22 protein-coding genes and 1 riboswitch are annotated in these 24,299 nt (G+C 61.5%); of the genes, 10 read left to right on the top strand and 12 right to left on the bottom strand.

What is annotated here, in order from left to right:
• Positions 1 to 274 precede the first annotated feature (274 nt).
• The 3 genes from WA302_RS14860 to WA302_RS14850 all read left to right on the top strand — a co-directional run bounded on the left by WA302_RS14860 (position 275) and on the right by WA302_RS14850 (position 3,405).
• Positions 275 to 2,005: an ABC-F family ATP-binding cassette domain-containing protein gene (locus WA302_RS14860; protein ID WP_142590347.1), complete on the top strand. Its 1,731-nt coding sequence runs from the start codon at positions 275 to 277 to the stop codon at positions 2,003 to 2,005.
• Positions 2,006 to 2,052: 47 nt separating this feature from the next.
• The gene (locus tag WA302_RS14855) at positions 2,053 to 2,493 is read left to right on the top strand and encodes a GNAT family N-acetyltransferase (RefSeq protein WP_336064370.1); all 441 of its coding nucleotides are present in this window, start codon (positions 2,053 to 2,055) and stop codon (positions 2,491 to 2,493) included.
• A 66-nt stretch (positions 2,494 to 2,559) separates the two neighbouring features.
• The gene (locus WA302_RS14850) at positions 2,560 to 3,405 is read left to right on the top strand and encodes an inositol monophosphatase family protein (RefSeq protein ID WP_142590346.1); all 846 of its coding nucleotides are present in this window, start codon (positions 2,560 to 2,562) and stop codon (positions 3,403 to 3,405) included.
• Here the strand turns inward: WA302_RS14850 and WA302_RS14845 are convergent.
• The 5 genes from WA302_RS14845 to WA302_RS14825 form a co-directional block, all read right to left on the bottom strand.
• On the bottom strand, positions 3,348 to 4,724 hold the full coding sequence (locus WA302_RS14845; protein WP_043143489.1) for a cation diffusion facilitator family transporter: 1,377 nt from the start codon (positions 4,722 to 4,724) through the stop codon (positions 3,348 to 3,350). The two genes, WA302_RS14850 and WA302_RS14845, sit on opposite strands and share 58 nt — an antisense overlap.
• Before the next feature lie 26 nt (positions 4,725 to 4,750).
• The gene (locus WA302_RS14840; RefSeq protein ID WP_025302915.1) at positions 4,751 to 4,930 is read right to left on the bottom strand and encodes a hypothetical protein; all 180 of its coding nucleotides are present in this window, start codon (positions 4,928 to 4,930) and stop codon (positions 4,751 to 4,753) included.
• A gap of 106 nt (positions 4,931 to 5,036) precedes the next feature.
• The gene (gene mgtS, locus WA302_RS14835; protein WP_004938109.1) at positions 5,037 to 5,129 is read right to left on the bottom strand and encodes a protein MgtS; all 93 of its coding nucleotides are present in this window, start codon (positions 5,127 to 5,129) and stop codon (positions 5,037 to 5,039) included.
• Positions 5,130 to 5,261: 132 nt separating this feature from the next.
• A complete protein-coding gene (locus WA302_RS14830) occupies positions 5,262 to 6,284 on the bottom strand; it encodes a magnesium transporter (RefSeq protein WP_025302916.1) in 1,023 nt (340 codons plus the stop codon).
• A gap of 75 nt (positions 6,285 to 6,359) precedes the next feature.
• Positions 6,360 to 6,533: riboswitch (M-box (ykoK) riboswitch) on the bottom strand.
• Between the two features lie 142 nt (positions 6,534 to 6,675).
• Entirely contained in the window at positions 6,676 to 8,295 is a 1,620-nt protein-coding gene (locus WA302_RS14825; protein ID WP_043143549.1) for an ABC transporter substrate-binding protein, read from the bottom strand.
• Between the two features lie 411 nt (positions 8,296 to 8,706).
• On the opposite strand from WA302_RS14825, the gene WA302_RS14820 reads away from it, so the two are divergent.
• Genes WA302_RS14820 through WA302_RS14810 form a run of 3 tightly spaced genes read left to right on the top strand, consistent with a single transcriptional unit; the run spans position 8,707 to position 12,374 of the window.
• Positions 8,707 to 9,723 carry an iron ABC transporter substrate-binding protein gene (locus tag WA302_RS14820; protein ID WP_043143486.1) on the top strand — a complete coding sequence of 339 codons (1,017 nt, stop codon included), beginning with the start codon at positions 8,707 to 8,709 and terminating at the stop codon, positions 9,721 to 9,723.
• Between the two features lie 33 nt (positions 9,724 to 9,756).
• Positions 9,757 to 11,340 carry an ABC transporter permease gene (locus WA302_RS14815; protein ID WP_151428548.1) on the top strand — a complete coding sequence of 528 codons (1,584 nt, stop codon included), beginning with the start codon at positions 9,757 to 9,759 and terminating at the stop codon, positions 11,338 to 11,340.
• Entirely contained in the window at positions 11,337 to 12,374 is a 1,038-nt protein-coding gene (locus tag WA302_RS14810; RefSeq protein ID WP_025302920.1) for an ABC transporter ATP-binding protein, read from the top strand. Before WA302_RS14815 ends, WA302_RS14810 begins: the two co-directional genes overlap by 4 nt.
• A 30-nt stretch (positions 12,375 to 12,404) precedes the next feature.
• Here WA302_RS14810 and WA302_RS14805 read toward each other — a convergent pair whose 3' ends face one another.
• Positions 12,405 to 13,901 (bottom strand): alpha/beta hydrolase, encoded by a 1,497-nt coding sequence (locus WA302_RS14805; protein ID WP_197823175.1) that lies wholly within the window; start codon positions 13,899 to 13,901, stop codon positions 12,405 to 12,407.
• A gap of 221 nt (positions 13,902 to 14,122) precedes the next feature.
• On the opposite strand from WA302_RS14805, the gene WA302_RS14800 reads away from it, so the two are divergent.
• Both WA302_RS14800 and fusA read left to right on the top strand, forming a co-directional pair.
• Positions 14,123 to 14,371 (top strand): CsbD family protein, encoded by a 249-nt coding sequence (locus WA302_RS14800; RefSeq protein ID WP_016927634.1) that lies wholly within the window; start codon positions 14,123 to 14,125, stop codon positions 14,369 to 14,371.
• Between the two features lie 249 nt (positions 14,372 to 14,620).
• Positions 14,621 to 16,726 (top strand): elongation factor G, encoded by a 2,106-nt coding sequence (fusA, locus tag WA302_RS14795; protein WP_164099668.1) that lies wholly within the window; start codon positions 14,621 to 14,623, stop codon positions 16,724 to 16,726.
• 27 nt (positions 16,727 to 16,753) lie between these two features.
• Here the strand turns inward: fusA and WA302_RS14790 are convergent, their stop codons facing one another.
• A complete protein-coding gene (locus tag WA302_RS14790) occupies positions 16,754 to 17,722 on the bottom strand; it encodes a DMT family transporter (RefSeq protein WP_336064356.1) in 969 nt (322 codons plus the stop codon).
• A gap of 98 nt (positions 17,723 to 17,820) precedes the next feature.
• On the bottom strand, positions 17,821 to 18,648 hold the full coding sequence (locus tag WA302_RS14785) for an AraC family transcriptional regulator (RefSeq protein ID WP_193402325.1): 828 nt from the start codon (positions 18,646 to 18,648) through the stop codon (positions 17,821 to 17,823).
• A 196-nt stretch (positions 18,649 to 18,844) separates the two neighbouring features.
• On the opposite strand from WA302_RS14785, the gene WA302_RS14780 reads away from it, so the two are divergent.
• On the top strand, positions 18,845 to 20,278 hold the full coding sequence (locus WA302_RS14780) for an NAD-dependent succinate-semialdehyde dehydrogenase (protein WP_025302925.1): 1,434 nt from the start codon (positions 18,845 to 18,847) through the stop codon (positions 20,276 to 20,278).
• Positions 20,279 to 20,326: 48 nt separating this feature from the next.
• On the opposite strand, the gene WA302_RS14775 is transcribed toward WA302_RS14780, so the two are convergent.
• From WA302_RS14775 to WA302_RS14765, 3 genes are read right to left on the bottom strand one after another with little or no spacing between them, the layout of a single operon-like run.
• The gene (locus tag WA302_RS14775) at positions 20,327 to 21,229 is read right to left on the bottom strand and encodes an alpha/beta hydrolase (protein WP_025302926.1); all 903 of its coding nucleotides are present in this window, start codon (positions 21,227 to 21,229) and stop codon (positions 20,327 to 20,329) included.
• Positions 21,219 to 22,112: an alpha/beta fold hydrolase gene (locus WA302_RS14770; RefSeq protein WP_261456389.1), complete on the bottom strand. Its 894-nt coding sequence runs from the start codon at positions 22,110 to 22,112 to the stop codon at positions 21,219 to 21,221. The genes WA302_RS14775 and WA302_RS14770 overlap by 11 nt, the downstream gene beginning before the upstream one ends.
• 24 nt (positions 22,113 to 22,136) lie before the next feature.
• Positions 22,137 to 23,192 carry a sugar phosphate isomerase/epimerase family protein gene (locus WA302_RS14765; RefSeq protein WP_261456390.1) on the bottom strand — a complete coding sequence of 352 codons (1,056 nt, stop codon included), beginning with the start codon at positions 23,190 to 23,192 and terminating at the stop codon, positions 22,137 to 22,139.
• 140 nt (positions 23,193 to 23,332) lie between these two features.
• Here WA302_RS14765 and WA302_RS14760 point away from each other — a divergent pair, with 140 nt between their 5' ends.
• Positions 23,333 to 23,923, top strand: coding sequence for a TetR/AcrR family transcriptional regulator (locus tag WA302_RS14760; protein WP_049207519.1), 591 nt, complete (start codon positions 23,333 to 23,335; stop codon positions 23,921 to 23,923).
• Here the strand turns inward: WA302_RS14760 and WA302_RS14755 are convergent.
• Positions 23,920 to 24,222 carry a cupin domain-containing protein gene (locus WA302_RS14755; protein WP_261456391.1) on the bottom strand — a complete coding sequence of 101 codons (303 nt, stop codon included), beginning with the start codon at positions 24,220 to 24,222 and terminating at the stop codon, positions 23,920 to 23,922. The two genes, WA302_RS14760 and WA302_RS14755, sit on opposite strands and share 4 nt — an antisense overlap.
• Positions 24,223 to 24,299 lie beyond the last annotated feature (77 nt).

Below are 24,299 nucleotides of genomic sequence, written 5' to 3'. Positions count from 1 at the left end.
TTTACACTGGCGATACGGCATAAAGCGCTCTATACTCCAGCCACCGATTAACCTGCAACCAATAAAAGGAGACTTACTATGCTGACGTGTGAATTGGTTTTTCACTCACACTTCTTTGGTAATCGTCGCCGCTCAAGCATTACCGGTATCGTGCTGCGATAACCCAGCTTGAGCGAAGCTTACTAAAATCCAGGATCTTCCCTCCGGCTTACCGGGTTGTCGTCAGCGATGTTTGACGATAGGCATTGTCATGCCTGTAACTCTTGAGTAAGCAATGAGCACATTACTGTCTGCACAATCTGTCGGTTACGACAACGCGTTCGGCGTCCTGCTGAGCGAGATATCCTTCAGCCTGAAAAAAGGCGATCGCATCGGTTTGATCGGCGATAACGGCTGCGGCAAAAGCACCCTGCTGCAAATTCTCAGCGGCGACCTACCTGCGCACACCGGTTCAGTGACATTGTCACACCAATGTCTGATGGCGCGCATCGAGCAGCACCTGCCGCCGGAGCTGCACGCCTGCACCCTGCTGGATGCGGTGCTGGCGCGGCTGCCTGCGGGCCAACACCTCAGTGAACGCTGGCGCTGTGAAGCGTTACTGGCCGAGCTGGGGTTTGAACCGGCAAGCTGGACGTTGACCGCTGGCACCCTCAGCGGCGGCCAGCATACGCGGCTGCTGTTGGCGCGCGCGCTGATCCGCCAACCCGATCTGCTGTTGCTCGACGAACCCAGCAACCACCTGGACCTGCCCACGCTGCTGTGGCTGGAACAGTTCTTGCGTAACTGGACCGGCAGCTTCGTGCTGGTGTCGCACGATCGCTACCTGCTCGATCAGGTGACTAACTGCACCTGGATCCTGCGCGACAAAACGCTGCAGTTCTTCCGTTTGCCCTGCTCTGCGGCGCGCACCGCGCTGGCGGAACAGGACGCCGCGGACGAACAGCGGCGCTACGCCGAGCAGAAAGAGATAGACCGGGTGGAAAAAAGCGCCAAACGCCTGGCGACCTGGGGCAAGGTCTACGACAACGAAGATCTGGCGCGCAAGGCCAAGCAAATGGAGAAGCGCGTCGATCGGTTGAAGGAAGAACAGACCACCCTGACCGCCGGCAGCCCGTGGCGGTTGCGGCTGCAGGGAGAAGCGCTGGACGCCGATCGCCTGCTGGCGCTGCCGCACTGGGCGGTGCGCCCGGCGCCGGATGCGCCGGTGCTGTTCAGCCTCGAACATCTGCGCGTGAAAAGCGGCGATCGCATCGCCATCGTCGGGCGCAACGGCTGCGGTAAATCGTCGCTGCTGCGCCTGTTGTGGCGTGAGTATCAGCAACAAACGGAGCGCCCGGCGCTGTTCCATCCGCGCGTGCACATCGGCTATTACGATCAGAGCCTGCAACAGCTGCGCGATGAGGACACGTTGAGCGACGCGTTGGCGCAGTTTGCACCGCTGACCGAGGAACAGCGGAAACTGGCGCTGATCGGCGCCGGTTTTCCTTACCTGCGCCACCATCAGCAGATCCGTTCGCTGAGCGGTGGCGAGCGTTCGCGGCTGCTGTTCGTCGGTCTGACGCTGGCCAACCATTCGCTGCTGCTGCTGGACGAGCCCACCAACCACCTGGACATGGCGGGCAAAGAGGAGCTGGCGGAAACACTGCGCCAGTTCCCCGGCGCCGTCATGCTGGTTACCCACGACAGGATGCTGATCGAACAGAGCTGCAACCGCTTTTGGCTGATCGACCAGCAAAAACTGGAGGAGTGGCACGATCTGGCGCCGGTGTATCAGCGCCTGGCGGGCGAAGCGCCGGTACTGCCGACGGCGGACAGGGCTAATGCTGATGGCCCGACGCCGGACGATCGATTGGAAGGCGAAGAAGCGCTGTTGACCGCTCTGTTTGCCCTCGAAAGCAAATTGGAGGCCGACCTGGCGCGCAAGCCGAAGCATCAGAAACCGGAGCTTCAGGCGCGCTGGCGCCGCGAGATTGCCGACATCACCGCCCGGTTGCATCTGGGCTAACCTTGACAGGCCGCCATCCGGCGGCCTGTTTTTTGATGGAGTGCGACATGGCATTTTCCCTTGAGCAAGCCTCACTCTCGCAGCGGCCACTGCTGGCGGCCATGCTGTCCGATTGCCTTCGCGAGTTGGGCGCCGATGGAGATTACCCCTATCTGCCGCTCTACTGGCGCGAGGTCGGCCGCTACTCTTATTTGATGTTGAGCGATCGGCAAACCGCCGGTTTCGCGTTGGTCAGGCGTCTGGATAGCGCAACCGTCGAAATGGCGGAGTTCTACATCAAACCCGAATGGCGACGCAACGGGCTGGGACAACGGGCCGCTCATTCCTTGTTCGCGCAGCATCCCGGCGGTTGGTCGCTGTCGGTCAGCCAGGATAATCCGCGCGGGCTGGCGTTTTGGCGCTCGATAATACCGGCCGAGGCCAAGACCGAACCGCTTTCAGCCCACGACGCCCTGATACTGCTACGTTTTTATTATCCGCCGCGTTGAACGACACATTACGTTCATTCTTTTATGGCAGAGTAAGTCGATTCATTCTTTGTTATCGAGCCTGCCATGCCGTTACTTTCCCCACAGGATATCGAAACGCGCTACCGCTTCGCGCGTGAGATCGCCCGCGCCGCCGCCGATCTCGCTTTCAGTTTTTATCAACGGCGGCAAAGCCTGGCGGTCGACTTTAAACAGGGGCTGCAGGACGTGGTCAGCGAAGCCGACCGCCGCGTCGAAGCGCTGATCCGCCGCATGATCAATCGCCGGTTTCCCCAGGATGGCTTTCTCGGCGAAGAGAGCGGCAGCAGCGGCGAGCACGCCGCCTGCGTTTGGGTCGTCGATCCTATCGATGGCACCGCCTGCTTCCTGAACGGATTGCATACCTGGTGTATCGCGATAGGCGTGGTGATCGACGGCGAGCCGACGATCGGTGTGGTCTACGATCCCAACCACCGCGAGATGTTCCGCGCCTGCCGCGGCGGCGGCGCCTTCCTCAACGGGGAACCGATAGGCGTGCATGCCGGGCGCAGCGTTGCGGATGGCGTGATGGGCGTCGGGATATCACCACGCGCCTCGGCGGCGGAATTCAGCGGCTTTCTCTGTCGCCTGCTGCAGGCGGGAGGAATGTTTGTGCGCAGCGGCTCCGGCGCGTTGATGACCGCCCAGGTGGCCGCCGGACGGCTGCTGGGCTATTACGAACCGCACATGAATGCCTGGGACAGTCTGCCTGGACTGGTGCTGACGCGCGAAGCCGGCGGCGTGGCGAATGACTTTATGCACAACAACGGGCTGCGGCGCGGCAACCCGCTGCTACTGGCCAACGCGGTGCTCTATCCGCAGTTGGCCGAGCTGATTCAAATGCCGGGCTTGATCGGCTCGACGTGCCCTATCGCGCGCGTGATGGCCGGATAAAGCGCGCGCAGCCGCCGCTCGACCCGATCGACCGCATCGTGCGCGGCGGCGATGGTTACCGCCGGCGACACGCGGCAGTGGAAGTTGACGATGATGCCGCCGTCGGTCTTGCGCGCACGGATGTTGTGTACGTCTTGCACATTCTCCCCCTGCTCCAGCGCCGATTGCAGGATGCGGCGAATAGCAGCCAGCTCCGCCGCATCGACATCCTCGCTGGTCAGCCAGTGCGGCGTCTGCGGCTCCAGGTGCGTCTCTATTTCAGTGTCTTCGCCGATCGCCTGGCGCAGGATCCCTTCTATTTCCGTGGCGATGTCATGCGCCTGCGCCACGCTGACGTGGGCCGGCACCGCCAAATCCATGCCGATCGCCATACGCGTCGGCAACTGCTGCAAGGTCACATTCTGCACCTGCGCGCCGTGGTTGGCGGCAATCGCCCGAATGCGCGTCGCCATGTCTTCGTCGCTGCGGGTCTGCGGCACCGCGATGACGGTGAATTCCGCCCTGGCGTACTGCTCCCGCAGCCGTTCGATGATTTCTCGCTTCAACGTATCGATGCGCTCCAGCGGCAAGGTGCGGCACACCGCCACCGTGATCTCGACAAACATTACGGCGCCGGCGTTGCGAATGCGCACGCTGTCGCAGGCCAGCACCGCCGGAAAGCTGTCCAGCGTGGCGCGAATCGCTTCGGTGGCTCCGGCGGGCGCAGTATCCATCAACGAGTCGAAGGAGCGTTTACCGAGCTTGATTGCGGCGACAAAGATAAAACCGGCGACGATCAGCGCGGCGATGGCGTCCGCACGGCCAAAGCCTAGCAGCACAAACACCATGCCCAGCAGCACCACGCCGGATGAAAGCATGTCGGAGAAGAAATGCAGCGCATCCGCCTCCAGCGCCGCGCTGTCGGTGGCTTTGGCGACGCGGTTGAGCGCCCGCACGCGGAAGAAATCGACGCAGATGGAGATCAGCAACACCGCGATCACCACCGGCGCCGCGACGATCTCATGCGGTTGCCCGAGCAGGCTGCTGCCCGCCTCATAGACAATCCAACCGGCGGCGCCCAGCAACAACAGCACTTCGAACAGCGCCGCCAGGTTTTCCACTTTGCCGTGGCCGAAGTGGTGATCGTCATCGGCGGGTTTATCGCTGATGCGCACCGCCAGCCAGGTGATGCTGGTGGCGATAAAATCGGTGAAAGAGTGGATCCCTTCGGATATCAGGCCAATACTGCCGGTAAAAATGCCGGCGACGAATTTGCCCGTGGCCAGCACCCCGCTGGCAATCATCGAGTTTCTGGCCACGGCCTGTTTTTCATTCTGCATGATGCTGCTCACATTCAGACGGTGATTTATTTTTTTACTTTAGCGGATAATTGCCAGACAAAGGCGATCAGCAGCATACTGCCAGAGAATGTCAGCATGAGGCTAGTAAGAAAATTGGATTTTCCGGTGGAATAAAAATAAATCTCATTAACGCCCACCGAGATCATTAAAATGGCGTAGAGCAATCCCAAAATAAGAATCGTCATTATTATCAACTCCCGTATCAGGCCGCGCGTTCAGCGCGCCACTAAATCCTCCCCATAATAAATAGCGGTACGGGGAGGATGCATCTAGGCGGATCTTTAGCGTTCATCAATCATCCCATTTGGTGCTCATATAGGCCGCCAACAGGCCCAGCGAGCTGATCATTGCCAGGAATCCCATAAAAATAGTCATGTTTCCCATTATTTTGTCCTCAGGTTAAATGTTATCGATAAAAGCCCCTTGCGTTAAATATCGGGGTTGGTCGGTATCCATGGTTTTTTAACGTCCTCCTCTTTTTGGCAACATTCCCGCGCTTTCAAGCGCGGGACCCGTTTAAATTCCCAGGACGTGCTGGGCGATTTTGAAATAAATAATCAGGCCGGTGCCGTCGATAAAGGTGGCGATAAACGGCGCCGACACCACCGCTGGATCGATACCGAGCCGTTTCAGCAGCATCGGGATGATCGACGAAACAATGGCGCTCCATACGGTGATCGCCACCAGCGACAGGCTGACCACCAGCGTCACCTCCATGCCGACGCCCATGATCCAGGCGCGCACCCAGGCCGCCAGACCGATGGTGACGGCGATCAGCAGCGAGGTCGTGACCTCTTTGCGGATCACCGCGCCCAGATTGCGCAGGCTGACCTCGCCCAGCGCCATAGCACGCACCAGCGTCGAGGTGATCTGGGTGCCGCTGTTGCCGCCGGTGCCGATCAGCAACGGGATGAAGAACGCCAGCGCAATCGCCGCTTCGAGCTGATCTTCAAACGCTTTCAGCACGTTGCCGGTGTAAGCTTCGGCCACGAACAACATCAGCAGCCACACCGAGCGTTTGCGCCACAGCGCCCACGGGCTGGTCTCCAGATAAGGCTTGTCCAGCGGCAGGCTCGCGCCCTGACGCTGCGCGTCTTCGGTGTTTTCATCTTCGACCAGCCGAGCGATCTCGCGCTCGCCCAGCACGCCGACCAGCGTGTTGTTCGCCACGACCGGCACCACGTCCAAACCGCCTTTGCCCAGCAGATGCGCCACGTCATTGCGATCGTCGTCGGGTGAAACCTGGAAATAGCTGTAATCCATCATTACGCCGACCGCTTTATCCTCATCGTCGCACTGCAGCAGTTTTTTCACCGACAGCGTGCCGCGCAAATGATAGTCGTCCGCGGTAATAAAGACCCGGGTGGGAATTTCGTCCGTTTTTAGCTGCGAAAGTAAATATTCCCGGGCATGCGTGACCGTCATCGTCGCGGGAACGGTAATAAAATCGGCGTTCATATAACCGGCAACTGAAGTTTCATCGAGAGTTTCAGTCGCGCGCAGCGCCGGAGAAGAAGAGTATTGATGTGACTTGATCATTTTGTCAGTCCCTATTTCTGTTGTGAACTTCAACAGCGAATCGCATAGGGGCGTAACCACAGAGGGAGTGCAGACTGCCTATCTCCGCGTCCAGGTTTTAGCACTATACAACGTATCCGAATTGTTGCTCGGAAGTTACTTTGGGCTGAACCTTAATCCGATAAAGCCTGTCTTAACCTTGGGCATCTCTCGATGTCGTCAGATCAGTAACCTGTGTTTGTATAGGAGCCTCGCCAAACGAGATACTGCATATAAACTACCGGCGCAGTATAGGCGTTGTTTTATCCGGCGGGAAGAAAAGATTGCCCGTCGTTTATGGAGTATTTAGGATAATTTTATTAAATGTGAATCTATAAAAACGGCTGATATAAATCAGCCGTTTTTTTATTTCTTAGTGCGCGAGAATGTAGACGTTTTTATCGTATAGCGCGCCCTGACGGGTAAAGTCGATCCCCTTCACGTAAGGTTTGACCAGCGTGGCGTTGGCTTCGTAGTACACCGGCGCGACCGGCGTATCGACGGCCAGCACCGCCTCGGCCTGCTGGAAATACTGCTGCACCTGCTGCGGTGTCGGCGCCGCCGTCGCCTGATGCAGAATGCGATCGTACTCCGGATTGCGGTATTTGGGGCTGTTTTCGCTGCTGTCGGAACGGAACACGTTCAGGAAAGTAGACGGATCGTTGTAATCCGCCAGCCATCGAGTAAAGGCCACGCCGTACTGCCCGCGGTTGATATTATCCAGCGTCACTTTACGCTCCTGGCTTTGCAAGGTGGCCTCTACCCCGAGGTTCTTTTTCCACATGGCGGCGGCGGCGATGACGATCTTCTTGATGGTGGCGTCGTTACTGTACAGCACGGTAAAGCGCAGCGGATGCTCGGCGTTGAAACCGGCCTGCGCCAGCAGTTGCTTCGCCTGGGCGTGCCGTTGTTCCGGCGTCCAGCCGGCCGCGGCGCCGGGCTGCAGGCGATAGCCGCCCGCCCCCGTTGGGGTAAAGGTCCAGGCCGGCTGCTGGCCATATCCCAGCACCTTGCCGGCGATGATCTCTTTATCCAGCGCCAGATTCAGCGCCTGACGCACCCGCACGTCGTTGAACGGCGCCTGGCGGTTGTTGAAGGCGAAATAGCTGGTGGAGAGCAGCGGATAGGTCACCAGCTGTTGCTCACCGAGCGTTTTTTTCAGCTGCTGATACAGCTCCGGCGGCGTGGTATACCCCAATTCCACCTCGCCGGCGCGAAAACGCGCCACTTCCGGGAATCCCTGTATCGGCAAGAACGTCACCTTGTTGAGCACGGTGTTGGCGTTATCCCAATACTGCGGATTGCGTTCCACCACCACCTTTTCGTTCACCACCCACTGGCTGAGGCGGAACGCGCCGTTGCCGACAAAATGCGCCGGTTGAGTCCAGTTTTTGCCGTACTGCTCCACCACCTTGCGGTTAACCGGCAAGACCGGAAAATGCACCAGTTGTTTGAGCAGATAGGAGTTGGGCTCCGACAGCGTCACCTGCAGGGTGTGCGCATCCAGCGCCTTGACGCCCAGCTCGCTCGGCGGCTTGCTGCCGGCGTTGATCGCCGCCGCGTTCAGCACGTAGGCCGAAGCCAGATAGCTGCCGTACGGCGACGCGGTTTTCGGATCGGTGAGGCGCTGCCAACTGTAAACGAAATCGTCGGCGGTGACCGGATCGCCGTTCGACCACTTGGCCTGCGGCCGCAGATGGAAAGTCCAGACGTTGCCCTGGTGCTCCCACTTCTGTGCCAGCGCCGGGATCACTTCGCCGTCTTTTCCGACGCGCAGCAAGCCTTCGAACAGATCGTTGAAGATGTAGAACTCCACATTGCTCTCGGCCAGGTTTGGATCCAGCGTCGCCGGTTCATACCCGTTGGCGCGCACCAGTTCTTGCGCCGCCGCCAGTTTAGCGCCCGCCGGCACCTCGGCCGCCTGTGCGACCGTCGCGTTAAAAGCCAGGATGATTAAACCAGCCAATTTCTTGCCATTGAATGAATATTTCACGTCGATATCCCTGATGAGTGTTTTATCGCGTTCAATATGCAATGAGGCAGTGGAATAAATTAAATCATTAATCGCTATGAGTCATAACCAAAAGCGGTGTTGAATTTCTTTCATTATCAAAGGAGTACTGGTGACGGAACGATAAAGAACACGAGGATAAACGCGGAGACCGGCATTGCCGCCGGGAACCCCGTGAATCGGCGGTGACATAAATTCAGGCAATCAATATAGATTATTCCAGCCGAAGCTTAACGTATCCTTAGGGCAATTCATTTTGTGAGCGATCGTCAAAAATAATTTAATACGAATCGTTTTCACTATCATTATTGATGTTCTTGGCTAAAATCGGCCTGCTTGCGCTTGCCAGGCGATATTCGTTTTCTTCATTCGAACGCTAAAAAGGATAACTGCATGAAGCTGCGTATTTCATCTCTCGGCCCCGTCGCCCTGCTCGCCTCCTCGATGATGCTGGCCTTTGGCGCTCAGGCGGCCTCCGCCGACCAGGGCATCGTTATTTACAACGCCCAGCATGAAAATCTGGTGAAATCCTGGGTCGACGGGTTTACCAAAGACACCGGCATCAAAGTCACGCTGCGCAACGGCGGCGACAGCGAGCTGGGCAATCAGCTGGTGCAGGAAGGCAGCGCCTCGCCTGCCGACGTGTTCCTGACGGAAAACTCCCCGGCGATGGTGTTGGTGGATAACGCCAAGCTGTTCGCCCCGCTGGACGCCGCGACGTTGGCCCAGGTAGAGCCGCAATATCGCCCCAGCCACGGCCGCTGGACCGGCATCGCCGCCCGTTCTACCGTGTTCGTCTACAACCCGGCCAAACTGACCGACGCGCAGTTGCCGAAGTCGCTGCTGGATCTGGCCAAGCCGGAATGGAAAGGCCGCTGGGCCGCTTCGCCATCGGGCGCCGATTTCCAGGCGATCGTCAGCGCGCTGCTGGCGCTGAAAGGCGAGAAAGCCACGCTGGAGTGGCTGAAAGCGATGAAAACCAATTTCACCGCCTATAAGGGCAACAGCACGGTGATGAAAGCGGTCAATGCCGGCCAGATCGACAGCGGCGTGATCTATCATTACTACCCGTTCGTCGACGGCGCTAAAACCGGCGAGAACAGCAACAACATCAAGCTGTATTACTTCAAACATCAGGATCCGGGCGCATTCGTCAGCATCTCCGGCGGCGGCGTGCTGGCTTCCAGCAAGCATCAGCAGCAGGCGCAGGCCTTCATCAAGTGGATCACCGGCAAACAGGGCCAGGAGATCCTGCGCACCAACAATGCCTTCGAATACGCCGTCGGCGTCGGTGCGGCCTCCAACCCGAAACTGGTGCCGCTGAAAGATCTGGACGCACCGAAAGTAGACGCCGCGCAGCTGAACAGTAAAAAAGTGGTCGAACTGATGACCGAGGCCGGCCTGCTGTAAGGCCCGCCGGCAAACCGAGAGTTTTTGATCGTTATGTCAAACCTGAGTACCCACGCCGCGCAGACCGCGCGGCGTTATTCTGTTGTCCCCCGTCACCCGCGGCCAGGGGCGATCGTGGTGGCCAGCGCTGTGCTGCTGTCGCTGCTGGCGCTGTTGCCGCTGGGATTCGTTATCGGCGTGGCGTTTGAAACCGGCTGGCAAATGGTCAAAGCTCTGGTTTTCCGCCCACGCGTGGCGGAACTGCTGTTGAATACCCTACTGTTGGTGGTGTTGACGCTGCCGATCTGCGCCGTGCTGGGCGTGGCCCTGGCCTGGTTGACCGAACGCACTACGCTGCCGGGCCGCCGTCTCTGGGCGGTATTGGCCACCGCGCCGCTGGCGGTGCCGGCCTTTGTGCAAAGCTATGCCTGGATCAGCCTGGTGCCGTCGATGCACGGCCTGGGCGCCGGCGTTTTCATCTCGGTGCTCGCCTATTTCCCGTTCATTTACCTACCGGCCGCCGCCGTGCTGCGCCGCCTGGATCCCGGTATCGAAGACGTCGCTACCTCGCTTGGTTCCCGGCCGCCGGCGGTGTTTTTCCGCGTGGTGCTGCCGCAGCTGAAGCTGGCGGTCTGGGGCGGCTCGCTGCTGATCGCGCTGCACCTGCTGGCGGAGTATGGCCTGTACGCCATGATCCGTTTCGATACCTTTACCACCGCGATCTTCGATCAGTTCCAGTCGACCTTCAACGGCCCGGCGGCCAACATGCTGGCCGGCGTGTTGGTGCTGTGCTGCCTGGGGCTGCTGTTGCTTGAGGCTCTCAGCCGCGGCCGCGCGCGCTATGCCCGCGTCGGTTCCGGCAGCGCCCGCAGCCAAACGCCGCGTCGCCTGTCAGCGCCGTTCGCCGCACTGGCGCTGCTGCTGCCGATCGCGCTGACCGCGTTGGCGCTGGGCGTGCCTTTCATCACCCTGGCCCGCTGGCTTTGGCTGGGTGGATTCGAGGTGTGGCGTAACGCCGAGCTGTGGCCCGCGCTGTGGCAAACGCTGTCGCTGTCCGCCGCTGGCGCATTGTTGATTACGCTGTGCGCCATTCCGATGGCCTGGCTGTCGGTACGCTATCCGGCCCGGCTGTATCGGGTGCTGGAAGGCTGCAACTACGTGACCAGCTCGCTGCCTGGTATCGTGGTGGCGCTGGCGCTGGTGACCATCACCATTCACAGCTTCCGGCCGATTTACCAGACCGAAATCACCCTGCTGCTGGCATATCTGCTGATGTTTATGCCGCGGGCGCTGATCAATCTGCGCGCCGGTATCGCACAGGCGCCGGTGGAATTGGAAAACGTGGCGCGCAGCCTCGGCAAATCGCCGGCGCAGGCGCTGTGGAGCACCACGCTGCGGCTGGCGGCGCCGGGCGCCGCTGCGGGCGCCGCGCTGGTGTTTCTGGCGATCGCCAATGAACTGACCGCCACGCTGCTGCTGGCGCCGAACGGCACCCGCACGCTGGCCACCGGATTTTGGGCGCTGACCAGCGAGATAGACTATGTCGCCGCCGCGCCTTATGCGCTGATTATGGTGGCGCTGTCGCTGCCGCTCACCTGGCTTCTTTACTCTCAATCTAAACGTACGGCGGGACTATGAGCACGCTCGAACTGCACGGTATCGGAAAATCTTACAATGCCATCAGGGTGCTGGAACACATCGACCTACAGGTTGCCGCCGGCAGCCGCACGGCGATCGTCGGCCCTTCCGGCTCCGGCAAAACCACCCTGCTGCGCATCATCGCCGGCTTTGAAATCCCCGACGGCGGCCAGATCCTGCTGCAAGGGCAAGCCATGGGCAACGGCGGCGGCTGGGTGCCGGCGCATCTGCGCGGCATCGGCTTCGTCCCGCAGGATGGCGCACTGTTCCCGCACTTTACCGTTGCCGGCAACATCGGTTTTGGCCTTAAAGGAAGCAAACGCGAGAAACAGCACCGTATTGAGGCGCTGATGGAAATGGTAGCGCTGGATCGCCGCCTGGCCGCGCTGTGGCCGCACGAGTTGTCCGGCGGACAGCAGCAGCGGGTCGCGCTGGCGCGCGCTTTGTCGCAACAACCTCGGCTGATGTTGCTGGATGAGCCGTTCTCGGCGTTGGATACCGGCCTGCGCGCCGCCACCCGCAAAGCGGTGGCCGAACTGCTGACGGAGGCCAAAGTGGCGTCGATTCTGGTTACGCACGATCAGAGCGAGGCGCTGTCGTTCGCCGATCAGGTGGCGGTGATGCGCAACGGCCGGCTGGCGCAGGTGGGCGCGCCGCAAGATCTCTATCTGCGCCCGGTCGATGAACCGACCGCCAGTTTCCTTGGCGAAACGCTGGTGCTGACCGCCGAACTGGCGCAGGGCTGGGCAGACTGCGCATTGGGGCGCATCGCCGTCGACGATCGCCAACGCAGCGGCTCAGCGCGCATCATGCTGCGCCCGGAGCAGATTCAAATCGGTTTGTCTGATCCGGCGCAGCGCGGCCAGGCGGTGATCACCGGCATCGATTTCGCCGGCTTCGTCTCCACCCTCAATCTGCAAATGGCGGCCACCGGCGCACAGCTCGAGATCAAAACCGTCAGCCGCGAAGGCCTGCGGCCCGGTGCACAGGTCAATCTCAACGTGATGGGCCAGGCGCATATTTTCGCCGGCTGACTCTCTTGTGGCCGGGCTGCCCCGGCCTCCTCAGCGGCAAACCTTGTCGCGGCGCGGCTTTTTCGGCGCCAGCAGATACTCCACCACGCTTTCGTCAACGCAGCTGTCGATGCCGTTCAGCGCCAGCGTATGTCCGTCGCGTTCGCGGGTGATCAGCGGGCTTTTAAAGGCGGCGGCCATCACCTGGGCGTTGCGGTACGGCGTGGTCGGATCGTAGCGCTGGGCGACGAACAGCAGCGGCGGCAGCGCGGCGGACGCCACCGGGGTGTGCGGCCGATCTTTGCCGCGGTACGGCCATAGATCGCACATTTCCAGCGGATACTCGTGTAGCGGCAGGTAGTGAGCGTACAAAGCGGCGGTATTGATCTCCTGCCGCTGCCTGCGCAACTGCTGCGGATCGGCCGTCGGGTTGGCGACGTCGGCGCAGGTGATGACGTTCAGGGCGTCATCGGCGTCCGGCGAATAGCTTTCGTCAATCAGATCGGAAACCTGCTGCCCGGCGATGCCGGCATCGAGTTGACGCAGCACGGTCGCCAGCTCATGCCAGCGCTCCGGCCACAGCAGCAGCGAACGCGTGACCGTCAGCACATCGTCGGCGGAGATTTCATAGCCCGCCGCAGTGACGAACGGTTGATCGTGCAGCTTGCGCAGTAAGGCATGATAGCGCTGCAGCGCCTGATTAGCGCCGCCGCCCAGCTGGCAGCTGTCGGTTTTGCCGCAGTAGGCGGCGAAGCGCAGGAAGCTTTGCTGGAAGCCCCGCTCCTGGTTCATGCGCTGGGTGAAATCGTCCTCCGCCAGATCCACCACCCCGTCCAGCACCAGCGCGCGCGTTTTCTTCGGAAAACGTTCGGCATACAGCGCCGCCACCTTGGTGCCGTAAGAGTACGCCACCGCCGTCAGCCCCGGTTCGCCCAGCGCGTGGCGGATTGCGTTCAGATCGTTGACCGCCTCGTCGGTGCCGATGTGTTGCAACACGTCCGCGCCGGTTTGTTTGATGCAGGCGGCAATCAGGGTGCGCGTCTGATTCTCCGCACCGGCCACGTCGTTGTCGTCCGGCGTCGGGGTTTCGTCGCCTTCGGCCAGCTGGCAGGAGATTTTCGGCGTCGACTGACCGACGCCGCGCGGATCGTAACCGATGATATCGTAGGATTTTCGCAGTCTGGCGACGTGGGCGTCGTTGCCCAGATAGGGGTTGATGCCCGGCAGGCCTGGGCCCCCGCTGATCATCACTACGCTGCCCTTTTTCGGCCCGGTAGCGGGCTGCAGGGTCAGTGCCAGACGCACGGTCTGTTCGCCCGCCTGCGCCGCATGGGCGGGCGGCGTGGCGTAGGCTAACGGCACCTCGAGGTAACCGCAGCGCAGCCCCGGCGGTGGCGCCTCATCGAACCAGCGCTGAAAACCGCTGTTGAGACAAGATTGCCAACGAATGCCGTTCTCGAGCGCCGTGCCGTGAGCCACCGGCTTGGCCAGGGCGGGCAACGCGGCGGCAGTCGCGGCGAACAGCGCCAGAATACGCAGTACTGACATGGGGAGTCCTTTCAACTCAACGAATCGGTCAAAGGGTAAAGATTCTCGGTTAAACCGCTAGCCAATAGAACATAAAAAAACGCGCGGGTGAAGCCGACGCCGTGCGTATGGAAAGACTTTTCTTTGCTCAGATTGATCTTATAACGCACAGAATGCTGCAAAAAATGCCATTCACCTGCTAGGCTTAGTGTTCGTTAACCCACAAGGAACAGGAGAGCAGCATGTTTGGTAAAGCGGAAGACAAAGCCAATGAAGCCGCAGGCGCGGTACAAGAAGCGTTCGGCAAAGCCGTTGATTCGCCGGAGCATCAGGTGCGCGGCGCGGCGCGCAAATACGCCTCCCAGGCCAGCTATGCCGCCCGTGACGCAGCGGACAGCGTAAGAACGCAGGTGGAAGCCAACCCGCTGGCCGGCGTAGCCGTTGCAGCAGCGGTCGGCATCGTTTTCGGCTTCCTGCTGGGACGCAAATAAGCGGCGAATGCGCCCTACGACAACAGGCCCGTTACGGGCCTTTTTTTTCGCCCTTTTCTGCACCGGCGCCGTTATGCGCGCAAACTTTCATCTATCACAGCCATCGCTTAAAAAAACTAACGCCTTCAACTACGATTAGTTTGTGACCAGAGCGAGGCTCTGCAATCCGGCGGATAACCCTATGAGGATTATCATCATTATCCATGCTGTTTAAGCCGCTCTCCTTCATGCGGCTAAGAAAGGTTAATTATGGCTCGCACCACCCCTATCGAACGTTACCGCAATATCGGCATCTCCGCGCATATCGATGCCGGCAAGACCACCACCACCGAGCGGATTCTGTTTTACACCGGGGTCAGCCACAAGCTGGGTGAAGTGCATGACGGCGCGGCGACCATGGACTGGATGGCGCAGGAACAGGAGCGCGGCATCACCATCACCTCGGCGGCCACCACCTGCTTCTGGAACGGCATGCAGCATAATTATCCGCAGCACCGCATCAATATCATCGACACCCCCGGGCACGTCGATTTCACCATTGAAGTGGAGCGTTCGATGCGCGTGCTGGACGGCGCCGTGATGGTCTATGACTCGGTGGGCGGCGTGCAGCCGCAGTCGGAAACCGTCTGGCGCCAGGCCAACAAGTACAAAGTGCCGCGGCTGGCGTTCGTCAACAAGATGGACCGCATCGGCGCGGATTTTTTCCGCGTGCGCAAAATGATGATCGAGCGCCTGAAAGCCAACCCGGTGCCTATCGTTATCCCTATCGGCGCCGAAGATCACTTCAGCGGCGTGGTGGATCTGGTGCGGATGAAAGCCATTCTGTGGGACGAGACCTCGCAGGGCATGAACTTCAGCTTCGAAGAGATCCCGGCAGAGCTGCGCGACTCGGCACAGGAGTGGCGTGAAAACATGATTGAGGCCGCCGCCGAAGCGTCGGAAGAACTGATGGAGAAATACCTCAACCAGGTGCCGCTGAGCGAAGAGGAGATCGTTCACGGGCTGCGGGTGCGCACCGTCGCCGGCGAAATCCAGCCTATGCTGTGCGGGTCGGCGTTCCGCAACAAAGGGGTGCAGCGCATGCTGGACGCGGTAATTGAACTGATGCCCTCGCCGCTCGACGTGCCGCCGATGGAAGGCCACGGTGAACATGATGAAATCATCACTCGCAAAGCCGACGACAACGAAAAATTCTCGGCGCTGGCGTTCAAACTGATGACCGATCCGTTCGTCGGCCAACTCACCTTCGTGCGCGTCTACTCCGGGGTGCTGGCCAAAGGCAGCAGCGTTTACAACCCAATCAAGGGCAAAAAGGAGCGCATCGGCCGCATCGTGCAGATGCACGCCAACGATCGTAAGGACATCGACGAACTGCACGCCGGCGACATCGCCGCCTGCGTCGGCCTGAAGGACGTCACCACCGGCGATACGCTGTGCGACCCTGGCGCCATCATCACGCTGGAGCGCATGACCTTCCCCGAGCCGGTGATAGCCCAAGCGATCGAGCCGAAGACCAAGGGCGACCAGGAGAAAATGGGCATTGCGCTGCAGCGGCTCTCTTCGGAAGATCCGTCGTTCCGCGTGCGCACCGATGAAGAATCCGGCCAGACCATTATCTACGGCATGGGCGAGCTGCACCTGGAGATCATCGTCGATCGCATGCGCCGCGAGTTCGGGGTGGAGACTACCACCGGCAAGCCGCAGGTGTCGTACCGCGAAACCATCCGCAAACGGGTAACCGACGTGGAAGGCAAGTTCGTGCGCCAGTCCGGCGGTAAAGGGCAATACGGCCACGTGGTGCTGACCGTCGAACCCAACGACCCTGGCAAAGGCTTCGAGTTCTTCGATGAGATCAAGGGCGGCGTCATTCCGGGCGAGTTTATCCCGGCGGTGAAAAAAGGCGTGCTTGAGGCGCTGAATAACGGCGTGCTGGCCGGTTATCAGGTGGTGGACGTCAAGGTACACCTGACCTTCGGTTCTTACCATGATGTCGACTCGTCGGAACAGGCGTTCCGCATGGCGGCGATCTTCGGCTTCAAGGACGCCTGCCGCCTGGCGGACCCGGTGATCCTTGAGCCGATCATGTCGGTAGAAGTGGAAACGCCGGAAGATTATGCCGGCAACGTGATGGGCGACCTCTCCTCACGCCGCGGTCTAGTACAGGGTATGGAAGAGATCCCGGGCGGCGGCGGCAAGGAAATTCGCGCCAAGGTGCCGCTGTCCGAGATGTTCGGTTACTCGACCACCCTGCGTTCGATGTCGCAGGGCCGCGCCACCTACACCATGGAATTTAGCCACTACGCCGAAGCGCCGCGCAACGTGGCCGAAGAAATCATTCACCACAGCAAGCGTTAACCCTCGCGCCCGCCTTCGCGGCGGGCGTCACCTCGGCTTGTCCTCCAGCGCCACCACCACCGGCTGCGGCTTGATACGCATGGCGTACACCACGCCGGCGATCAGGCAAACGATGCCGGCCAATGTCAGCAGCGGCGGCCAGGCCTGGCGCAGCAGAAAGGTATAGGCCAACCCCGCCAGAATTTCGAACACGATAAGCGGCCCCACCAACACCGTCGGCAGCCGCTGGCTGGCTTCGTTCCAGCACAGCGCCCCCAGCCAGGAGCAGAACACGCCGATAACCAGCATCAGTGGGATAAATACCTCGGGGCGCGGGCCGAACGGCAAGGCAAACGCCGGTTCGCTCAGCGCCAATTGGCCGCAGACCGCCAGATAGCCCAGCAGCGCCAGCGGCAGCGTCACCAGCCCCTGCGCCGTGGCCCAGGTGGCCGGCCGCTGCGTCGGGTTATCCCGCAGCCAACGCGAATTGCGCAGCGGAAACCAGGTCCAGCACGCCACCGCCAACGCGGCCAACCCAAGGCCGCTGAGATAGCGCCAGTCGTCGATCGGCACCGCATTGCCGCGCAGTTCGGCGATGTTTACGCACGCTAACCCGCAGACGATCAGCAGCAGCGCCGGCGCCAGCTTGCTCCAGGCCAGCCGCCCGTCGTGCCTGCCGTAAAACAGATTGGCGCAGATGGCGATCACCACCGGCAAGGTGCCGATGATCATGGTCGATACCGGTGCGCCGGTACGCTGAATGGCGCTGGCCAGGCACAGGTAGTACAGCAGATTGCCGATGGCCGTCAGTTTGAGCGCTTCCAGCCAATCCTGGCGCCGCAGCTTGCGCAGGCGGCGGCGATCGAACCACGCCAGCGGCAAGGTGATCAGCCCGAAGGCCAGATAGCGCCCGGTGGACTGCAGCGCGGCGGGATAATCCGGCACCAGCAGCGGGCCGACGAAAATCAGTCCCCACATTAGCCCGGCGGCCAGGGCAAACACAACGCCAATGAACATAACGACTCCGACAAACGGCCGGCGCGGCCAATCCGCCCGACAAGACAGCGGCAGAGTAACGAAAACGCGGGGAGGAATTATTGTAGCAGGTTGCTGTTTTAGCCCAATTTCACCTGTTTCTGGAAACGCACTGGCGTGACGCCGTAACGGTTGGCGAAGGCACGCGTCAGGTGAGCCTGATCGGTCAGCCCCGCCGCCGCCGCCACCTGTGCAGCGGGCATGCCGCGCTCCAGCATGCGTTTGGCCTGCGACAGCCGGATCGCCATCAGCATCTGCTGCGGCGAAACGTGATATTCGGCCTTGAACTTGCGCAGGAAATGGTACGGGCTGAGCGACACCAGCTCGGCCAGTTGGTTGAGCGTTATGGCCTCGGCGAAGTTATCGTGCAGGTAGCTTTTCACCACCTCGAAACGGTGCGCCGCCTCGGCTTTCTCTCGCCGCCCGGTACGGATGTGCGGGTGCAACACCTCGACCGCCTCCAACAGCAGGCCGTCGAGCGTGAGCGGATCGTCGGTTTGCCACAGCGTGGCGAGAATGGCGGACAGGCGCTGCGCCGCCCGCGGATCGTGGCACACCGCATCGGTAAACCACTGGCACCGATCGCCGGACAGCTGCTCCAGCGCCTCGGGCGCCAGGTAGAGCATGCGATAACACCAGCCGCCCGGCGTTTCGGCTTCGCCGGTGTGCAGCTCGTCCGGGTTCATCAGCACCAGCGCGCCCGGCGCCGCCAGGTGCTGCGCCCCGCGATAGCGAAAACGCTCCGCCCCGGTGTCCACGGTGCCGATGGCGAAGGCGTCGTGGGTATGCGGCTCGAAGGCATAGCGTTCGATATGCGCCTGATAGAGTTCGACGCCGGGCAGATGCGACAAATGCCGGAACTGCGCGCAGTCCTTCTCGAACGGAAACTGTTGTGGAACCCCTTGCACCCGACCTCCTCATCCGTGCTGACAATCTGCTCAGCATAGCCAAAACATCGCCGGTTGAGTAGCCGCCCTGCTCCTTTCGTGCCCCTCGCCTGGACGATCGCCGCCATTCGGCGTAGGGTTAAGGTCCCTGTCCCTTTCAGACGGGCCGCATCGCGAAGCTCATCGGCCCCTGACACTCCGCAAACAAGAGGCAACAATGTATCCGGATACTCAACTGTATATCGATGGACAATGGCGCAGCGCACTGGCCGGAAAAACCCTGCCGGTCACCAATCCCGCTACCGACGAGGTCATCGGTCAAGTGGCGCATGCCGCCGCAGAGGATCTCGATCTGGCGCTGGCCGCCACCGAGCGCGGATTTAACGTCTGGCGCGACACCGCCGCGCACCAGCGCGCCAACCTGATGCGCAAAGCCGCGGCGCTGCTGCGCGAACGCGCCAACGCCATCGCCGCCGTCATGACGCAGGAACAGGGCAAACCGGTGGCGCAGGCCAAAGTCGAAATTCTCAACGCCGCCGACGTTATCGACTGGTTCGCCGGCGAAGCCACCCGCACCTACGGGCAGATCATTCCTTCCCGCGCCCGCGATGTACAGCAGCAAACCCTCAAGCTGCCGGTCGGCCCGGTGGCCGCCTTCACGCCGTGGAACTTCCCGATCAACCAGATCGTGCGCAAGCTGTCCGCCGCGCTGGCGGCGGGCTGTTCCATCATCGTCAAAGGCCCGGAAGAAACGCCGGCCTCACCGGCTGAACTGATCAAAGCCTTCGCCGACGCCGGTATTCCGGCCGGGGTGATCGCGCTGGTGTATGGCACCCCGGCGGACATTTCGGAATACCTGATCCCCCATCCGACCATTCGCAAGATCTCCTTCACCGGCTCCACTCGCGTGGGCAAGCATTTGGCGGCGCTGGCCGGCCAGCATATGAAAAAGGCCACCATGGAGCTGGGCGGCCACGCGCCGGTGCTGATCTTCGACGATGCCGATCTCGACGCGGCGGCCAAAGAGCTGGCGCAGTCCAAGTTCCGCAACGCCGGCCAGGTCTGTATCGCCCCGACCCGCTTCCTGATCCAACAAGGCGTTTATGAGGCCTTCGTGGAGAAATTCACCGCCGCGGTGCGTGAGCTCAAGCTCGGCAACGGGCTGGAAGACGGCGTGACGATGGGGCCGATGGTGTTGGGCCGCAGCGTCGACAATATCGAGGCGCTGGTGCAGGATGCCGTCGCCCACGGGGCGAAGGCCAGCACCGGCGGCAAGCGCGTGGCGGGCAAAGGCAACTTCTTCGAGCCGACGGTGCTACGCGACGTGCCGCTGAGCGCGCGCGCCATGTCGGAAGAGCCGTTTGGCCCGGTCGCCCTGCTGCGCCCGTTCGCTACCTATGACGAGGCGATCGCCGAAGCCAACCGCCTGCCGTACGGGCTGGCCGCCTACGCTTACAGCCGCAACATCGCCACCGTCAATGCGCTGGGGCGTGACGTGGAGAGCGGCATGCTGAGCATCAACCACATCGGTTTCGGCCTGCCGGAAACGCCGTTTGGTGGCGTGAAAGACTCCGGCCACGGCACCGAAGGCGGCAGCGAAGCGATCGAATCCTACCTGGAAACGCGCTTTGTCACCGTCGCCGGCCGATAATCGCCCGGCGGATGAATAGCCAGAAGCCCCGCAATGCGGGGCTTTTTTTTACTCACCGGCCAGTTCGAACAGCTGCCGCGCCGCCGGGGTCAGCCCCAGCATGTGAATACAGGCATGCACCATGCCCGGCAACCGTTCGCAGCGCACCGGCACGCCCGCCTCGCGTAGCCGCTGCGCATACTGCTCGGCCTCATCGCGCAGCGGATCGTATTCGCAGCTCAGGATGGTGGCCGGCGGTAACCCGCGCAGCGTGGCGGCATACAACGGTTCCGCGCCGGGATCACGCCGCTGGCCCAGATACTGCTGCCAACAAAACCCCATCGCGTCGCGCGTCAGAAAGTGCCCCTCGGCAAACTCGTGATAGCTCGTCGTCGTCATCTCGCGGCTGAGCGCCGGGTACAGCAGCAGTTGACGTTCGATGTACGGGCCGCTGCGATCCCGCGCCAACAGTGCGACCGCCGCCGCCAGATTGCCCCCGGCGCTATCACCGCCCACTGCCAGGCGCTGCGCGTCAATCCCCAACTGCGGCGCCCGTTGTGCCACCCAGCAGAGCGCCTGATAGACATCTTCCAGCGGCTGTGGAAACGGGTATTCCGGCGCCAGACGATAGTCAACCGACAGGATCACCCGGCCGGTGGCGTTAGCCAACGCCTGACAGGGCCGATCGTACAACGCCAGTGAGCCGAGGCACCAGCCGCCGCCGTGGGCGAACAGCATCGCCGGCTGCGCGGTCGTGCCGTTTTCCCCCGCCGGTAGATAGGCGCGCAGTGCAATCCGGTGTCCATCGGCGGCGACCACCGTATGGTCCCTGACGCCGCCGCTCGGTTCCGCCTCGCCCTGCAGCTGGCGTAAACCGGTTTCCGTGGCCGCGCGCATTGCCGCCAGCGAAGCGGGCGGTGGCACGTCGGCCGATGCCGTCAAAAAGGCGGCGATGCGTTCATCAAGCGGCATACGGCTCTCCCGCCAGGAATGGCGTAATCAGTGCAATAAATTCCTCATGACACTCCTCGGTGATGAAATGGCCGCAGCCGGCGACGGTTTCGCCCCGCAGATCGTGCGCATTGCCCTGTAGCGTCGTCAGCGGCGCGTCGCCGGTGGCGTGCTCCGCTCCCACCGTCAACACCGGCATCGTCAAGGGCGTAGCGGCGCGCAGCCGGTTCTGCCGCACGGTCTCCGGGATCGCCCGGTAATAGTCGAATCCGGCGCGCAGGCCGCCCGGTGCCGAATAGGCGGCGATATACACCTCCGCCGCCACCCGATCGCGCCGATAGGACCAGCGGTTGAAGATATAGCCAAGATACTCCCGTTCGCGCCCCTGGGTCAGGGTCTCCGGCAAATCCGCCAGCTGGTTGAACATGAAATGCCACAGGAAGATGTTCTCCTCCGGCGCAACGAAAATCGGCGGCGGCGGCGCCAGCCCGGGGATCACGGCCTCCGTCAGCACCAGACGCTCCACCGCCTGCGGGAAATCGCTCGCCATGGCGTAACCGATCCACATGCCGATGTCGTGGCCAACCAGTTGGTAACGCTCATGGCCCAGCTGCGCCATCATTGTGTGCAACACCGCGCCGATGCTGCCGGTGTCGTAGCCGCCAGCGGGCTTGTCAGAGTCGCCGATGCCCGGCGGATCGACGGCGATCGCCTGAAAACCGGCCGCCGCCAGCGCTTGCATCACATGGCGCCAGGTGTACCAGGTTTGCGGCCAGCCGGGGATCAGCAGCACCGGCCGCCCTTCACCGGCCACCACGCAGTGAAGGCGCCGGCCGTTCACCTGGAGATAGACGTGTTCCGCCGCGAGATCCGCCAACGGGACCTCGTTCTGTAGATATTGCATGGGTGACTCCCTGAAAAGTTGGGCTCAGCGAATGCCGAGCAAGGCGTTGATCTGCTGCGGGCTGACCGGCGCACCGGCGAAGTCATCGAACACTTTGTCGGTGACGCGGATAATGCGATCGCGAATGAAGGCTGCGCCTTCGCGCGCGCCGTCCTGCGGGTTTTTCAGGCAACATTCCCACTCCAATGCCGCCCAGCCCGAATAGCCGTACTGCGTCAGGCGCGAAAAGATGCCGTTGAAATCAACCTGGCCGTCGCCCAGCGAGCGGAAGCGGCCGGCGCGATCGATCCAGGATTGATAGCCGCCGTAAATGCCCTGGCGACCGGTCGGATTGAACTCGGCGTCCTTGACGTGGAACATGCCGATAACGTCCTTATAGATATCGATAAACTCCAGATAGTTAAGCTGCTGCAGCACCATATGGCTCGGATCGAACAGCACCCGACAACGCGGGTGGTTACCGACGCGCTCAAGAAACCTCTCGAACGTCACGCCGTCGTGCAGATCCTCACTCGGGTGAATTTCATAACACAGGTTGATGCCCTGTTCTTCGCAGGCGTCGAGCACCGGCAGCCAGCGTTTGGCGAGTTCGTCGAACGCGGTGTCGATCAATCCTTCCGGGCGCTGTGGGAACGGGAACAGATAGGGCCAGGCCAGCGAACCGGAAAAGGTGCCCAGCTCGCTGAGCCCGAGCCGCGCCGACGCCTTCACCGCCAGCAGCATTTGCTGCCGCGCCCACTCGCCGCGCGCCTGCGGATTGCCCTGCTGCGCCGGCGGCGCGAAGCTGTCAAACAGCGTATCGTAAGCCGGGTGTACCGCCATCAGCTGGCCGAAGATATGGCTGGTCAATTCACTGACCACCAACCCCTGCTCCGCCAACATCCCGGTCAGATCGTCGCAGTATGTTTGGCTTTCCGCGGCGGTGGCCACGTCGAATAAACGCCGATCCCAGGCCGGGATCTGCAAGGCGGTAAAACCGGTTTGCGCCGCCCACTCGGCGATGGCCGGCAGGCTGTTGAACGGCACTGTCTCATCGCTGAACTGCGCGAGATGCAGGCTTGGACCTTTGAGGGTTTTCATCGTAAACTCCTATTAGTTGTCGATTGACAAACAATAGGAGCAAAGCGAGTTCACCGCAAGCGAAATTTATAAAGACATTGGTATTCCCGCCGATTTAAGCGATCCTATGTCGCTGAATGGCAGGTAAATTGGAGCAGAGAATGGCTGGCAGACCGCGTGAGTTCGACCGCGAACAGGCGCTCTTGAAGGCGCGAAACTTATTTTGGCGGCAAGGTTACGAAGGCACCTCGATGTCGGATCTGGTGGCAGAATTGGGCATTGCTTCCGCGCGCATCTACAAGGCGTTCGGCTCCAAAGAGCAGCTGTTCCGCGAGGCAATCGCCAGTTACGAAACCGAGGAAGGCGGCTTCGCCGATCGCGCCTTCGCGCAGGAAAGCGGCATTCGCCCGGCGATCCAACGTATGCTGGAAGATGCCGTGCGCCTCTACAGCCGGCCAGATCTGCCGCAGGGCTGCATGGTGGTCTCCGCCGCCGCCAGTGTCAGTGCGGAAAACGATGGGCTCAAAACCTGGCTGGCAGAGCATCGGTTGCAGCGTACGCAGCAGATCGTCGAACGGCTGCGGCAGGCGGTGCAAACCGGCGAATTGCCGGCCGATACCGACGCCGACAGCCTGGGTGACTATTTCGCCGTCTTCCTGCACGGCCTGTCGATTCAGGCACGTGACGGCGTCACTGAAGAGCGGCTATTGGCAGCGGTAAAGGTGGCGCTGGCGGTCCTGGGCGCCGCTTAATCATCCGGCAGATCGACAATCACCAGCGTGCCTTCGCTGCCCGGCAACACGCGATGCGGCACGCCGGCCGCGGCCTGATACAGCTGGCCGGCGCGCACCACCACCACTTCCCCCGCCACCTGCAGCCGCAGGTGGCCGCTGATCACCAGCAATCCTTCGCTGTAATCATGCACTTCATCCGCAATGCTGCGCGCGTCCATGCGCAGCACTTTGATATTGGCCGCACCGACGCGGCCCAGCACGGCAGAACGCCAAGCCTCGGGCAGTTCGGCCGCCTGCTGGTTTAAATCGAACAGCATCGTCATACCTTATCGCGACACAGGAACCCGCACTCTACTGCAAGCCGCCAGGTGCTGAAAGACGCGTTGGTTGTAGA

The organism is Serratia sp. 201 (assembly GCF_037027545.1).
GTDB lineage: Bacteria > Pseudomonadota > Gammaproteobacteria > Enterobacterales > Enterobacteriaceae > Serratia > Serratia bockelmannii.
The sequence above is the reverse complement of the archived record's forward strand: the minus strand, read 5'-3'. Positions and strand labels throughout refer to the sequence as shown.